13 protein-coding genes are annotated in these 15,425 nt (G+C 37.6%); 4 read left to right on the forward strand and 9 right to left on the reverse strand.

Annotation, left to right across the window (positions count from 1 at the left end):
* The first annotated feature begins 70 nt into the window (after nt 1–70).
* Nucleotides 71–1,644 (forward strand): IS3 family transposase gene (locus tag MHH44_RS14750; RefSeq protein ID WP_340797534.1). Its coding sequence is split into 2 segments (ribosomal slippage): nt 71–710 and nt 710–1,644, totalling 1,575 coding nucleotides; the frame shifts between segments, so codons are not numbered across the junction.
* Nucleotides 1,645–1,708: 64 nt separating this feature from the next.
* Here the strand turns inward: MHH44_RS14750 and MHH44_RS14755 are convergent.
* Nucleotides 1,709–3,232: a DHA2 family efflux MFS transporter permease subunit gene (locus MHH44_RS14755; RefSeq protein WP_008405015.1), complete on the reverse strand. Its 1,524-nt coding sequence runs from the start codon at nt 3,230–3,232 to the stop codon at nt 1,709–1,711.
* A 230-nt stretch (nt 3,233–3,462) separates the two neighbouring features.
* Here MHH44_RS14755 and MHH44_RS14760 point away from each other — a divergent pair, with 230 nt between their 5' ends.
* Nucleotides 3,463–4,356, forward strand: a complete 894-nt coding sequence (locus MHH44_RS14760; protein ID WP_014823157.1) for a TetR/AcrR family transcriptional regulator — start codon at nt 3,463–3,465, stop codon at nt 4,354–4,356.
* Between the two features lie 71 nt (nt 4,357–4,427).
* Here the strand turns inward: MHH44_RS14760 and MHH44_RS14765 are convergent, their stop codons facing one another.
* Together MHH44_RS14765 and MHH44_RS14770 are read right to left on the reverse strand one after the other, a co-directional pair.
* Nucleotides 4,428–5,873, reverse strand: coding sequence for a DEAD/DEAH box helicase (locus tag MHH44_RS14765; protein ID WP_340798934.1), 1,446 nt, complete (start codon nt 5,871–5,873; stop codon nt 4,428–4,430).
* Between the two features lie 22 nt (nt 5,874–5,895).
* A complete protein-coding gene (locus MHH44_RS14770; protein WP_008405012.1) occupies nt 5,896–6,789 on the reverse strand; it encodes a LysR family transcriptional regulator in 894 nt (297 codons plus the stop codon).
* A 153-nt stretch (nt 6,790–6,942) separates the two neighbouring features.
* Between MHH44_RS14770 and MHH44_RS14775 the strand changes: the two genes are divergently transcribed.
* Nucleotides 6,943–8,133 carry a coenzyme F420-0:L-glutamate ligase gene (locus MHH44_RS14775; RefSeq protein ID WP_008405011.1) on the forward strand — a complete coding sequence of 397 codons (1,191 nt, stop codon included), beginning with the start codon at nt 6,943–6,945 and terminating at the stop codon, nt 8,131–8,133.
* Between the two features lie 50 nt (nt 8,134–8,183).
* Here MHH44_RS14775 and MHH44_RS14780 read toward each other — a convergent pair whose 3' ends face one another.
* The 6 genes from MHH44_RS14780 to MHH44_RS14805 all read right to left on the reverse strand — a co-directional run bounded on the left by MHH44_RS14780 (nt 8,184) and on the right by MHH44_RS14805 (nt 13,561).
* The gene (locus MHH44_RS14780) at nt 8,184–9,047 is read right to left on the reverse strand and encodes an IS3 family transposase (protein WP_340799483.1); all 864 of its coding nucleotides are present in this window, start codon (nt 9,045–9,047) and stop codon (nt 8,184–8,186) included.
* The gene (locus MHH44_RS14785) at nt 9,011–9,574 is read right to left on the reverse strand and encodes a helix-turn-helix domain-containing protein (RefSeq protein WP_340797817.1); all 564 of its coding nucleotides are present in this window, start codon (nt 9,572–9,574) and stop codon (nt 9,011–9,013) included. Before MHH44_RS14785 ends, MHH44_RS14780 begins: the two co-directional genes overlap by 37 nt.
* A 164-nt stretch (nt 9,575–9,738) precedes the next feature.
* On the reverse strand, nt 9,739–10,626 hold the full coding sequence (locus MHH44_RS14790) for a glycine betaine ABC transporter substrate-binding protein (protein ID WP_008405008.1): 888 nt from the start codon (nt 10,624–10,626) through the stop codon (nt 9,739–9,741).
* 1 nt (nt 10,627) lies between these two features.
* Complete coding sequence (locus MHH44_RS14795) at nt 10,628–11,491, reverse strand: ABC transporter permease (RefSeq protein WP_008405007.1); 864 nt, start codon at nt 11,489–11,491, stop codon at nt 10,628–10,630.
* A complete protein-coding gene (locus MHH44_RS14800) occupies nt 11,484–12,683 on the reverse strand; it encodes a quaternary amine ABC transporter ATP-binding protein (RefSeq protein ID WP_008405006.1) in 1,200 nt (399 codons plus the stop codon). Before MHH44_RS14800 ends, MHH44_RS14795 begins: the two co-directional genes overlap by 8 nt.
* Before the next feature lie 221 nt (nt 12,684–12,904).
* The gene (locus MHH44_RS14805) at nt 12,905–13,561 is read right to left on the reverse strand and encodes a TrkA C-terminal domain-containing protein (RefSeq protein ID WP_008405004.1); all 657 of its coding nucleotides are present in this window, start codon (nt 13,559–13,561) and stop codon (nt 12,905–12,907) included.
* Between the two features lie 333 nt (nt 13,562–13,894).
* On the opposite strand from MHH44_RS14805, the gene MHH44_RS14810 reads away from it, so the two are divergent.
* Nucleotides 13,895–15,289, forward strand: a complete 1,395-nt coding sequence (locus tag MHH44_RS14810) for an amino acid permease (protein ID WP_340735445.1) — start codon at nt 13,895–13,897, stop codon at nt 15,287–15,289.
* Nucleotides 15,290–15,425: the final 136 nt, after the last annotated feature.

A 15,425-nucleotide genomic window follows, 5' to 3' on the forward strand; every position in this document is an offset into this window, starting at 1 on the left:
AACTCTGATATGCTCCCCATTAGGTAGACAGATAAAAAATAAAATCTGTTTGTCGAATGGGGGCATTTTTTTGTCTAATAAAACATTTTCAATAGATACTAAGATTTTGGCTCTTAAATATTTAGAGGAAGGTCGTTACTCGGTAAGAGAAATTTGTCGCATGTTTAATGTGAATGTAGCTAGATTATACGAATGGCGAGCTAAATATCAATTTGGGGGCACAAGCGCATTACTTCGTCCTGCGAAAAATAAAATTTACCCTCAAGAGTTGAAAAGAAATGCCATTGAAGATTACTTAACAGGTAAGTATTCAAAGCACGAGATTATGGCCAAATATGGAATCAGTGGTCAAAATGTATTCAACAGGTGGTTAAAAAAATATAATAGTCATAGTGATTTAAAAGACTCGAATAAAAGGGTGAGCCAAACTATGACTAAGGGAAGAAACACTACTCTAGAAGAACGAATTGAAATTGCGAAAACTTGTATAAAGAATCAAAAGGATTATAAAACAACGGCAACTCAACATAATGTGACTTACCAACAAGTTTACCAGTGGGTACGGAAGTTTGAAGTTGGTGGCGAAGAATCTCTTGAAGATCGCCGTGGGCGAATGAAATCAGCGGATGAACGTACACCAGAAGATAAATTACGGTTAAAAATCCAACAAATAGAACGTGAAAATGAAAGATTACGTGCTGAAAATTTACTTTTAAAAAAGTTAGAGGAAATCGAAAGGAGGCTTCGTTAAGTAAAATTCGTACGCAGAGTCATTATTTAGCTATTCAAGAATTAGCAGAAAAAGAAAAATTTCCGATTCTATTACTTTGTAAATTAGCTAACGTATCACGAGCAGCTTATTATAAATGGTTAAACCGCCAGCCAACATCGCAAGAATTGGAAAACAGACAGTTAGTAGCATCCATTAATCATTTATATAAACAAGTAAATGGTATTTACGGCTATCGTAGAATCACTATGACAATCAATCGTCAGCGCGAAAAAGAAGGCTTAAATAAAGTAAATAAAAAACGTATTTATCGACTGATGCAGATTTCCGATTTACAGGCAGTTATTCGATGTCGTCCAAAAAAGTACCGTAAGGTAACACCAGATTACACAGCTGAGAACGTATTAGCACGCGAATTTACGGCCAAAAAGCCAAATCAAAAATGGTGTACAGACGTAACTGAATTCCAGTATGGAAATGGTAAAAAGGCTTATTTAAGTGCGATTATTGATCTATATGACAAGTCTATTGTCAGTTACAAATTAGGACATTTAAATAATAATGATTTAGTTTTCAAGACCGTTAAACCAGCTATACGCCAGTTAAATCAAAAGGAGTTTCCTATCCTACATAGTGATCGAGGATATCAATATACATCAAAAGAATTCAAGCGAATCATAGAGAAAGCAAATCTGACACACAGTATGTCGAGAGTCGGCCGCTGTATTGATAATGGACCGATAGAAGCGTTTTGGGGGACTCTAAAAGTAGAGAAGTATTATTTACATAAGTTTGAGACGTACGAAGAGTTAAAACATGCGATTGATACATATATAAAATTCTATAACAACGAACGATATCAAGAAACATTAAACGGCTTGAGTCCTAAAGAGTTCAGGTCTCAAGCCGCTTAAAGCATTTTTATTATTTCCACTGTCTACTTGACAGGGAGCAGTTCACTCCTGCCGTTTCACTATTTTATTTTTTTTCTTGTACTGCTCCCGTAAAGTCTTCACGTTTCGTTATGTCTACACGCTTAATAAATAGCGCTAAAATTAAAGCTACGACTGTAACTGCTGCTGCTACGAAGAAACTGTACGTAATCCCGTCAAGCATTGCCTGTTGCATTACCTGTGCTTGGGCTTGTGCAATTTGCTCAGCAGTCGGCTGTACTGCAGATGAAGCATTCGCTTGCATATCCGCTGCAATTTCAGCTGCACGTGTTTTTGTGTGTGAGTTGAAAACTGTTACTAAAACAGCTGTACCAATTGCCCCTGCTACTTGCTGAGCTGTATTGTTCATCGCCGTACCATGCGGATTTAAACGGTTTGGCAATGCATTTAATCCGTTTGTCATAATCGGCATCATGACCATCGAAATACCTAACATACGGATTGTATAAACTGAAATAATAAATAAATAAGTTGAATCAACTTCCAAATATCCTAATCCGATTGTTGCTAATGTTGTAATCGTTAACCCGACAACCGCTAAAATACGTGGTCCGAATCGGTCGAATAATTTCCCTGTAATCGGCGACATAATCCCCATTACAATTGCACCTGGCAACATCATTAATCCTGCTTCAAATGGTTCGATTCCTCGAACACTCTGTACATAGGCAGGCGTTAAAATCATCCCTGAGAACATCGCTACAGATAATACCATCGATACGACAGATGCGAGTGCGTATGAAGGATATGTGTAAATACGTAAATCCAGTAAAGGTTGTTCCAAACGGAATTGACGAATGATAAACCAGGCTAAGCCAATTGCCCCTACGGTAATCGTTCCCCATACTTCTACTGCTGACCAGCCAGCTGAACTAGCTGTACTGAAGCCGTATAATAATCCGCCAAAACCGATTGTAGACAATACAATAGAAAGTATATCTATTTTAGCATCACGGTTTGGAAGGACATCTTCCAGTTTCCAAACTGCCAGTAAAAGTGATAAAACGGCAATTGGAAGAATCATTTTAAACAGAACGCTCCAGTCGTAATGTTCCACAATCCACCCTGATAGTGTTGGTCCAATTGCTGGTGCCAATACCATAACTAAACCGAACATCCCCATTGCCTGCCCGCGTTTTTCAACCGGGAAGCTGATCAGCATTACGTTCATTAAAATCGGTGCCATCGTTGCTGCCCCAGCAGCTTGAATCATACGACCTGCCAATAAAAAACTGAAGCTAGGCGCAAATGAGGCCAATGCTGTACCAATAACGAAAATCGCCATCGATAAAATGAATAAAGGTCTTGTTCTGAACTTCGTAATTAAATACGCCGAAGTAGGAACCAATACCCCGCTTACAAGCATATAGCCTGTCGCTAACCATTGTACTGTTGAATAATCTTTAATATCAAAAGCAGTCATAATAGACGGTAAAGCTACGTTTAATAATGTATTATTTAAAAATGCTACAAACGCCCCGACAAATAATACGGCAATCATTAAATACGGGGGTTTTTGAAATGTTTTTACATCTTTTGTCTGTTCCATATTTTTATTTCCCTTCTTTAATCTTTCAATCTTCCTATTTCTGTACTCGAACTATTTTATACTCGGAGTCCAATAAATTCAACAATTTTATACTCGAAGTCTAAAAACATTGCGAATCCACGCTTTAAACAGTAGAATGAGAGTACAATTCAGAGTATATAGTACAAAAAAATTCACTTTTATTACGTTATATGCACAGTAAATCGTTTTAATTGATATGGAGGAAGTTCATGAATCAACGAAAAAGACAGGTGCTTGATAGTGCATTGCAGCTTTTTATCGAAAAAGGCTTTCATGAAACATCAATACAAGACATTTTAGACAAAGCGCTTATTTCAAAAGGGACATTTTATAATTATTTCTCATCTAAAGTGGAATGTTTTAAATCGATTATGGAACAGACCCGATACGAAGCGAGCTTATTACGCCATGAAATGCTGCTAAATCAAGATATAACCGATGAAAACTTATTATTGGAACAAATTCTCGTTCTTATGCAAATCAATAAAAAGCAAAACTTAGTATCCTTGTTCGAAAATATCTTTCAATCGAATGACAAGGAGCTCCGTCATTTATTGGAACGCTATCGCCTATTAGAAATTGAGTGGGTATCCAATCGTTTCACAGATATTTTTGGCGAGGAAGTTCGCCCCTATTCTCTAGAGCTTGCCATTTTATATTTTGCGATGGTTCACCATTTAACCTATTCCCACCGTATCTTCTACAGTGAAATGATTGACCAGAAGAAAATTTTGCAAATTGCATTACGTAACGTTAAAGCAATTTATCCTATTATGTTGGAAAATGGCGACATCCTCATTACACAGGATGCCCTTCAACTAGTCGAAGAGAAAAAAATTTACCAGTCGATTACAAAGAACGATTTAATCGAAAAGGTTCAAGGATTCCTTGACCAGTTAAAACTCGATACCGACAATAGGGTGGGGACCCAATTCACTGAAAGTATTCTGGATGAACTGCAGCGTAACGAGTTGCGTCTTGCTGTTATCGAAGCTATGCTTAAGCCTTTCCGGGAAGCTTTTGTAAACACACCGCATGCCGGTGAAAATGTCGAGCTTGCAAATTTATTATGGTACTTCATTAAAAACGGGGACCAGAACTAATATTAGTGTCTGATGATCCTCACCAATAAAAAAAGTCGTATTGAACGTCATCTGTTCAATACGACTTTTTATTAGTTATTGCTCGTCGAGATGTGCACTTTTAATTGCTTGCCCTTAATAGGCGTTGTTTTCATCGATTTTAACACGAGATTTCCTTTTCCATTTAGAATTTCTACGAATGTAGATGTATCCAGTATCGTAATAATGCCGATATCAGCGGCGGTCATCCCCGGAATCTTTGCAATTGTTCCGACAAAATCAACAGCACGCAGCTTTTTCTTCTTACCGCCATTAAAATAAAGCTTCGTAATGTTTGCATCAACTTTGGCATTCTTTTGTTTTTTCTTTTGTGGTCGGCTCTGCATCTTTTTGTCAAACGCTTCGGCCTTTGCCTCAACTTCCTCGTGTGTCGGCAAATCCACCTTCGTAATCGTAAAGCCGATCAGTTCTTCAATCCCCGCAAGAAAATCATGTTCAAATGGTGTTACAAACGTAACAGCTTTTCCTTCCTTGCCGGCACGTCCTGTTCGACCGGTACGATGTACATACGCTTCTTTTTCCATCGGTAAATCATAGTTAATCACTAACGAAATATTCTCGATATCAATGCCGCGTGCCGCAACATCTGTTGCCACTAAATAACGGAAATCTCCGCGCTTGTAGTCGTTCATGACAAGTAAGCGTGTTGACTGGTCCATGCCGCCGTGCAGCTTATCGACACTGTACTCTCGGTCATACAAATAATCATGCAATGCATCGACCCGATCTTTTGTACGACAGAAAATAATGCACGTATCCGGATTTTCCACAACTGCAATTTTTTCGACAGCAGCTGTTTTTTCCTCATCCTGCACTTCAATAACGGCATGTTCAATTTTTGGCGCAGCCTCTTCAGATTGTACTTCGATATCAACCGGATCATTTAAGTAATTGGAAGCCAGTTTTTTTATCGATTCTGGTACTGTCGCAGAAAACAGCATCATTACTTCACGATGTTCTACATGTGCCAATATCGCTTCAACTTGCTCGATAAAGCCCATGTTGAGCATTTCGTCTGCTTCATCAAGAACAACATAGCGAATTTTATCGAGCTTCAATGTTCCCTTTTCGATATGGTCCAGCACACGTCCTGGCGTACCAACTGCAATATGTGTTTTTTGCTTTAATTCGTCCTGTTGATAACGGAACGGCTGCTTTCCGTAAAGTGCAGTAGCTTTAATACGTTTATAACGCCCAATATTGGTAAACTCCTCTTTTACTTGAACAGCCAATTCACGTGTCGGGGTCAATACGAGCGCTTGTGGCTTGTTTTCGATCCATTCAATGTTTTCGCAAATGGGAATTGCGAATGCTGCAGTTTTTCCGCTTCCTGTTTGTGCTTTCACAATTAAATCCTGTTCTTTTAATGCGTGGGGCAATACTTTTTGCTGAACTTCAGTTGGGGTACTGTAATCCAAATCTTTAAGTGCATTTTGCAATTCTGGTGATAATGGAAATTCGTTAAAATTAGTTGTCATATTTATTCCTCATTTTCTTCTATTAATGAATGATTCCCGGATCAACAATAGCGATAAATTTCCTTGTTGCCTTCGAGAGTGAAACATTTTTTAAATGGACAATTCCTAAACTGCGCTTAGGAATTGGCTGTTGGAGCTCAATTTCATATAAAAGCCCTTTATCCAAGTAATCGGTCGCAAACTCCTTTGTTACACTTGCGACACCTAAATTGATTTTTGCAAATTCCAATACTAAATCATGTGAGCCTAATTCGAATTCAGGTGAAATCGTATAGCCTTGTTCTTTTAGATAGTTTTCCACATAATTACGAGAGTTTGCCTTTCTCTCCAAAAAAATTAATGGCAGCTTCATGAGCATATCGAGGCGAATTGGCTTTTTTGATAAGTTTTTATATTTTTGTCCGCACACAAATATATCATGAATTTCCTTACAGGGGCTAACTTGAAGCTGGGGATCTTGAATCGGTAAGTTGCATATGCCCAAGTCTGCTTCCCCTGATTTGATAAAAGCCAATATTTCATTCGTTGTACCGTTTAAAACCTTTAGTTTAATGCCAGGATACCTAATATGAAATGACTCTAAATAAGGCAGTAAAAAGTATCTTGAAATCGTATCCCCTACACCTATACGTAAAACGCCTGTACGCAGATTTTTAAATTCGGCCATTTTTTCTTCACCCGCGTCTAAAATACCAAGAGCAGAATTAACGTATTCGTGTAACAATTCACCTTCTTCTGTTAAGGTTACCCCTTTTGGTGTTCTATTAAATAAAATAGTATCAAGTTCTTTTTCAAGCTTAGAAATAGACTGGCTAACTGCCGGCTGTGTCATGTATAAAGCATTCGCTGCCTTTGAAAAACTTTTACTGCGACTTACTTCATTGAATATGCGATATGCTTCTAACTTTATTATCATATAACCCTCACTTATATCTGATATTAGAATTATTAATTTTACTTATATCACATGAACAGGTTATAGTAAACATTGTGAGATTACTTATGTTTTGCTTAAAGGTAAGCAAAAGCAATTAAAATATAACTTACAGCTATTGAAGGAGAGATTATTTTGGAACGTGTAGTAGGAACGGTTGTACGAGGTCTTCGTGGCCCAATTATTAATGAAGGTGACGATATTGTTCAAATCGTTGTTGATACAGCGTTAAATGCTGCAAAGACAGAAGGCTATGAAATTGAAAATCGTGATATTGTGACTGTAACAGAATCTGTTGTTGCACGTGCACAAGGAAACTACGCTAAAATTTCAGATATCGCATCAGATGTAAAAGCCAAATTCGGAGATGATACAGTAGGTGTTATTTTCCCGATTCTTTCGCGTAACCGCTTCTCTAACATTTTAAAAGGAATTGCAGCAGGTACGAAGAAAATCGTTCTTATGTTAAGCTACCCATCAGATGAGGTGGGCAACCATTTAGTATCATTGGATGAGTTAGATGAAAAAGGCATCAATCCATGGACAGATGTACTGACAGAAGCTGAATTCCGTGGTCATTTCGGTTTTAACAAACATACATTTACAGGTGTGGACTACATCGAATATTATAAAGAATTAATCGTTGAACAAGGCGCGGAAGTAGAAGTTATCTTCTCGAACAATGCAAAAACGATTTTAGATTATACGAAAAGCATTTTAACTTGCGATATTCACTCTCGCTTCCGTACAAAACGTATTCTAAATGCTGCTGGTGCAGAAAAAGTGTTTGGTCTTGACGACATTTTAGCTGAATCTGTAAACGGATCTGGCTGTAACTCTAAATATGGATTACTTGGATCAAACAAATCGACAGAAGATGGCATTAAATTATTCCCGGATAACTGTCAACCGATTGTTGATGACATTCAAGCAAAAATATTGGCTGCTACTGGGAAACTTGTAGAAGTAATGATTTACGGTGATGGTGCATTTAAAGATCCAGTAGGCCAAATTTGGGAACTTGCAGATCCTGTTGTCTCACCTGCTTACACACCAGGTCTTGACGGTACTCCAAACGAGATCAAGTTGAAATATTTAGCGGATAACGATTTCGCTAACTTGCAGGGTGAAGAGCTGAAAGAAGCAATCAAAGACTATATTAACAACAAAGAAGAAGATTTAACTGGCAATATGGCCGCACAAGGTACGACACCTCGTAAGCTGACAGATTTAATCGGTTCATTATCTGACTTAACTTCAGGTTCAGGCGATAAAGGAACACCAATGATCTACATCCAAGGTTATTTCGATAACTATACGAAGTAAAAAACAAAAAGACTCAATTTGGTAGTGACCCCTTAAAGTTAGAGTTTTTATTATGCAGCTAATTGGCTGGTATGAGTTCGGTATTTTACCGGGCTCATGCCGGCCAGTTTTTGTTTAATTCGATCATTATTGTAATAACTGATGTACTTCACAATTTTCTTCTGTAACGCTTCATAGGAAATCAATACTTCCCCATAATACATTTCTTGTTTGAGTATGCCAAAGAAGTTCTCCATGGCCGCATTGTCTGCACATGTTGCTTTACGAGACATGCTTTGGAAAATCTTGTTTCTCTTTAATGTTTTCACCCATTTGTTATGTTGATAATGCCACCCCTGATCCGAATGAATCGTTGTTCGATAATTCGCCTGCTCATGAATAATCGGAAGTGTTTGGTCAAGTGCCTCCATTACGAAATCGAGTGTAGGGCGTTTCGACATACTGAAACCGAGTATTTCACCGTTGAATAAATCCATGATGGGACTTAGATACAATTTTTCATCATCTGTACACTTAAATTCGGTTATGTCTGTTACTAATTTTTGAAGGGCATTTGGTGTGATAAAACGTCTGTTTAATCGATTCTTTGCGACCTTACCCACAGTTCCTTTATAAGATTTATAACGAGATTTACGCCCGAATTTCTCACATTTCAAATTCATTTCATTCATGATTCGCTGTACTTTTTTATGGTTGATTATGTGTCCTTCTGCCTTTAATTCTGCGTGAATTCGGCGATAGCCATATCGACCCTCATGTTTCTCAAACGTCTCTAAAATCAATGTTTTCCATGCTTTATCCGGATCTTCCTGATTCATTTGTTTGATATGATAATGATACGTTGCTTCTGGAATGTCCACTCGTTTTAAAATATCTATCAATCGGAATCCTTCTTCTTTGAGTCCAAAGGTAATCGCTGCTTGTGCTTTTCGAGAAAGGCATCCGGATTCTCTCGAAAAGCCTTCAACTTTTTTAAATACGCAACCTCCAAACGAAGCAGTTCATTTTCGCGCTCTAACTGTTCCTCACGTGACAGTTCTTTTTCTTGCTTCTTTTGTGTAGTTTTTGATTTTTTAGACATAGATGGGCGCCCCTTTGCTTTTTCTTGCAGGCCCTCTATCCCTTCTTTTAAAAATTTACTGTACCAATTTGCGATTAAACTTGGATTATTCATATTAAATTGAATCGCTGTATCTAGATAAGAAGCACCTGTTTGTTTCATAAAGTTTAATATATCTAATTTAAATTGAACAGAATAAAACTGCTTCTTTTTCTTAATCGATAGGCTACCTTGACCAAATTCTTTAAAAGCACGCACCCAACGTCTTACTTGAGATTCTTCAGCGACGCCATGTTTCCTAGCTGTTACTCGATAACTTAATGAACTACTCAGGTAGTCTTTAACCACCATCAATTTGAATTCTTCGCTATATTTAACCATAGAAAAACACCCCAAAAGTTAGTTTTTTAACTCTAACTTTTGGGGTGCAGCACCTTTCCCTCAAATGGAAATTGAGTCTTTTAATTCCTATAAAAAAATAAAAGGTGCAAATTTTAGATTTCAAAATTTGCACCGCTTTTGATTTAAGCTAAAACTTTTTTAAATTACTTTTCAATGCCCTCTGTCCATTTGTTCACAACATCTTGATTTTCTTCAATCCATTGTTGTGCTGCTTCTTCAGGTTTTGTTCCTGAGTAAATGTTCAGCATAACTTCTTCGATATCTTCTGTTGTCCATTCAAAGGCATCTAAAATCTTGAAAGCATCAGGTGACTCTTTTTCTAAATTTTGACGTACAAATGTGTGAATGCTTTCTTCTCCGCCGAATACGCCTTCAGGATCTTCCAAATATTTTAAATCATAATTGGCAAATTTCCAGTGTGGGCTCCAGCCTGTCACAACGATATCTTCCTCATTTTTAATCGCTTGTTCTAAAGCAACTGTCATCGCACCCGATGATGATGGTTGTAATGACCATGATTCCAAGTTTGGATACGTTTCAAGTGCTCTTTCAGCAGCTGCAACTACACCTGCACCTGCTTCAATGCCTGTAATTGTCGATGCCGCTTCAGTCGATAAATCAGCAATTGATGTTGCTTCCATATAGCTTGGTACAACTAAACCGATTTTGGCACCTTGCAAGTTTGGTCCTAAATCTTCTACGTCTGCTCCGTATTTTTCATACTGTGAAGCATGTGTAGCAGGTAACCAGCCAGATACCATCGCATCTGCTTCACCTTTTGATACAGCTTCCCACATGATGGCATTGTCCAATGGTGTAATATCAACGTTATAGCCGACACTTTCCAGTACTTCTGCCACTACATACGTAGATGCAACTTCAGAATCCCATTCTACATAGGCTAATTCGATTGAACCTAGATCTTCTTTAGATGAAGTTTCTTTTTTCTCTGTTGTGTCATCTCCACACGCAGCTAATAATAGCGCTGCACTCATTGCTGTTGCTGCAGGCATCCATTTTAATTTTTTCATTTTACTTTCCCCCATTTGATTTTTGTTTATTTAAACTTTGTGTTAAACGGTCTACAATAATAGCGAAGATTACTAGACTTATCCCCGCAACAAATCCATTACCGATTTGTGCTCGTTGTAGAGCCGATAATACTTCACGACCTAAACCTGGCGCACCGATCATTGATGCAATAACGACCATCGATAATGATAAAAGTACCGTTTGGTTAATACCGGCCATAATTGTAGATTTTGAAAGTGGCAATTCTACTTTTACTAATTTTTGAGTGAAAGTACTACCATAAGAGTCCGCCGCTTCGATTAAATGAGTCGGAACTTGACGGATACCGAGATTTGTAAAACGTACAGTTGGTGGTAATGCGAAGATAACTGAAGCAAATACACCTGGTACGACACCAATCCCGAAAAATGCAACGGCTGGGATTAAATATACGAACCCTGGCATTGTTTGCATAAAGTCTAAAATTGGTTTCAAAATTTCTTCTACTACTTTTGATTTCGACATGAGGATACCAAGTGGTATACCAATTACAATCGCGATTAAACTTGAAAACAACACGAGTGTAAATGTATTCATAAGCTGTTCCCATAAACCTTGGTTTAAAATGAATAGTAAACCAATGATTGAAAAGATGGCTAAGCCGAATTTTTTGCCTGTTGCGAAAAACGCTAACACGGCAATGATTAAAATAAATACGTATGGTGGAATAGCAGTTAATGTGGATGTTACAAAATCCATCAAATCTTCACCGTTATTTTGAATAAAACGGAATTGCGCTGAAAACGTATCTGTTACAATATCCATCAGCTTTTCCACATTTTCCGCCACTGGTAATGGCGTCGCTAAATTTAATAGTTTACTCATTGTCTACACCTCCGTTTTTTTCAGAGGCTAACGACTCTAAAACAACTCCACGAATTAGTACTCCGCGCAGTTTCCCTTCTTCTACAACAGCTAATGGTGTCGGAGAATCGGAAATAACCGATAAAATATCCTGTATGACTGTAGATGGTTCAACAATCGGCATATCGTTACGTAAAATTGATTGCAGTGATTTTTCACCGGATTGCGCTAGCTCCAGTGCATCATTTGCAGTAATATAGCCTAAATATTTTCGGGCTTTATCTACTGCGAGCAAGACACTTACTTTATCTTCTCTCATACGCTGCAACGCAACTTTTGGCCCTTCATGATCAATTTGGATTGTCATTGGACGAATCATCGCATTTTCCGCTGTCAATACTTTTGAACGGTCCACATCTTCCAGGAATGAGCGGACATATTCATTTGCAGGGTTTGTCAAAATTTCTTCCCCTGTTCCTACCTGCATGATTTTTCCATCCTTCATAATAGCAATACGATCACCAATACGAAGCGCTTCATTTAAATCATGTGTAATAAAGACAATTGTTTTCTGTAAATTAGCTTGTAACTCCAATAGCTCATCTTGCATTTCTTTACGAATGAGCGGATCAAGAGCAGAAAAAGCTTCATCCATTAATATGATTTCTGTATCATTTGCCAAAGCACGTGCAAGCCCTACACGCTGCTGCATACCGCCTGATAATTGATCTGGATACTGGTCTTTATAGGAGAGTAACCCTGCATTCTGTAAAGCCTTTTCTGCTTTTAATCGTCTTTCCTCTTTCGGAACGCCTCTGATTTCCAGGCCATACTCTGCATTTTGTAAAATGGTACGTTGCGGGAATAATGCGAAGTTTTGAAATACCATGCTCATTTTTTCTCTGCGAACAACTTGCAGGCTCTTTTTATTGAGCTTTGTAATATTTTGATCATCTATATAAATATCACCACTCGTTGGCTGAATGAGACGATTGAGTAAACGGATCAATGTAGACTTCCCACTTCCTGAAAGCCCCATAATTACGAAAATCTCACCTTCTTCAATTGTCAAACTTGCTTCATATACACCGACAGTAGCATTTGTTTCTTTTAAAATCTGTTCTTTGGATTTTTCTTGCTTCACGAGCTTCAATGCCTGTGATGTATTTTTTCCAAATACTTTAGTGACTCGGTCAATTTTAATTTTCCCCATAATCCACTTCCTAATAATAATTAATTTCATGCTAGTAACAACTTTATATTTATCTCGGGTTGTTAAAAGCAACAACTTTTATATTAATAGACGTTGTTACTATTGTCAAATGAGAATTGATTTTTATGTACATCCAACTAGAAATAAAGTCCCTTAAACAGAAAAAACTACTCCCGAAATACAATGAGGGAGTAGTTTGTTTTTGTTGAAAATTTGACACTCTATATCGAATCAGATTGAAAGTTGTTACTTTCCAGCTGTAAAAAGTGTTTTACATTCGAATAGCATTCTTCTTTACCGATAAAAAATAATGTATCACCCGCGGACAATGTTGCGTATGGCCCAGGCGAAACAATCAGCTCATGATCTTTTTTGATTCCAATTATTGTAGCACCTGTTTCCTGCCAGAAATTGATTTCGCCAACATTTTTTGATAGGAATGGGCAATTATCGGTAATATCAATTTGAAAAGGTACAAACGGGTTAATCGATTGATATCTGCTTGTCCGATTGACCATTTCTCCTAATGTATCCTGGAAATGATGCAACTCATCAATTTGGCGTTCAATACTGTCAGTTAATTGTTTTTGTAAATCTCTTATTGATTTGACACCAGTTAACCGCTGAATGTATTTAGCCGCATTTTCATAGGAAACGATGACAACACCGCTTCCCTTTGTCGCTTCTACTATATTTAAATCCTGTAGAACGGCAATCGCTCGTCTAGCTGTTTCCGATGAAACACTGTATTGAGATGCCAGCGATGAACGGGCATAAATCTTTTCCCCGACAACATATTTTTTTTCAACAATTTTAGCGGCAATATCTTCTGCTATTACTTGATATTTAGGCTGCTTAATTTGGATTTTCTTCTCCATTAATTGCACTCCTTTGTGCTGTGTTCAGTATGCATAAGCAAAATTCCTATATTTATACTATATCGAAATTATATACCTTTTTATAAAAACCACAAATAGTTCACTAATTTTGAACAAATTTTTTAAAAACAATTATAGAAATAAGTTTTATTAAATGTAGGTATTTTTTTCTGTTAAATACTAACAATAACATTATTCACTGTTTTATTCGAGTTATTTCTTCCTTTTTCGACAAAGCCAATACTTTAGCACTTTAACTCAATAAACATATTTATTATCCACAAAAATAATGTTAAAATTTTGATTATTGTAAATTAAGAAATAGGTGTATCAATGAAAAAAATATTTAGAAAAAAACCAATCAATGACCTTTTACTTAAAAGCGGAAATATGCAGTTGCCTAAAACAATGGGTTCTTTCGATTTGATAATGTTAGGTGTCGGTGCCATTGTCGGTACAGGCATTTTCATTTTACCTGGGACGGTCTCTGCTCTCCATGCAGGCCCGGGGATTGTCTTCTCCTTTACGATTGCTGCAGTCGTTTGTGCATTAGCCGCGCTATGTTATTCTGAGTTTTCTTCTACTGTACCCGTTGCAGGAAGTGCCTATTCATATAGCTATATTGTCTTTGGTGAAATCATAGCATGGCTGGTCGGCTGGGCATTACTATTGGAATACGGCCTTGCAACTGCTGCCGTGGCAACAGGCTGGTCAGGATATTTCGTATCGCTGCTGGAAGGTTTAAATATCCATTTACCGGTAGCATTGACAGGGGCATTCAGTCCTGAAAACGGTACTTATATTAACTTGCCTGCAATTTTAATTATCTTTGCGATTGGTGCTTTACTTTCATTAGGAATGAAAGAATCAACTCGTTTTAATGCAGTATTGGTTGCCATTAAACTCGGCGTTATTTTATTGTTTATTGTAGTTGGCGTCTTTTATGTGAAGCCGGATAACTGGACACCCTTCCTGCCATTTGGGATGAGCGGTGTATTCACAGGTGCTGCACTCGTATTTTTTGCTTACTTAGGCTTTGATGCCGTGTCTTCTGCTGCGGCGGAAGTAAAAAATCCACAGCGGAATATGCCAATCGGAATTATCGGTTCCCTGCTTGTCTGTACAGTATTGTATATTGTAGTTTCACTTGTACTGACAGGGATTGTTCCATATACTGACCTCAATGTAACCGACCCTGTATCGTACGCGATGCATGTTATCGACCAGGAATGGGCAGCGGGGATCATATCGCTTGGTGCTGTCATTGGCATGATGACCGTTATATTAGTCATGATGTATGGCGGGACGCGATTATTAATGGCCTTTGCCCGTGACGGCTTAATGCCTAAAATGCTGGCACACCTAAGTGAAAAGCGCAAAATGCCTGCTAAAAATACGTGGCTGTTTACATTGATTATTTCGTTTTTTGCAGGATTTGTTCCATTGGACTTGTTGGCGGAACTTGTAAATATGGGTACATTGGTCGCATTTATTTTCGTTTCTGCCGGCATTTTATATTTACGTAAAAATAAAAACTTACCGCAAGATCGATTTAAAGTACCATTTTATCCTGTATTACCAATCTTATCATTTATTCTTTGTATTTTTCTGATTACGCAACTTTCCTTGCACACATGGATCGCTTGCGGAATTTGGTTTATTATCGGTATAATCGTATATTTCACGTATGGAAAAAAACATTCTACGATGAATTCTAATACTAAATAACGGCAATGTGAATTGGTACTATAACCGCTCTATTTAAAAAGCGCAGCAAATTTGTTTTCATAATTTGTTGCGCTTTTATTTGTCAGTTTGTCAGAGGGACAGTCCCCGTCATATCCGTAAATAATATTGTGCAAAT

It is taken from the genome of Solibacillus sp. FSL K6-1126, from assembly GCF_038003445.1.
GTDB lineage: Bacteria > Bacillota > Bacilli > Bacillales_A > Planococcaceae > Solibacillus > Solibacillus silvestris.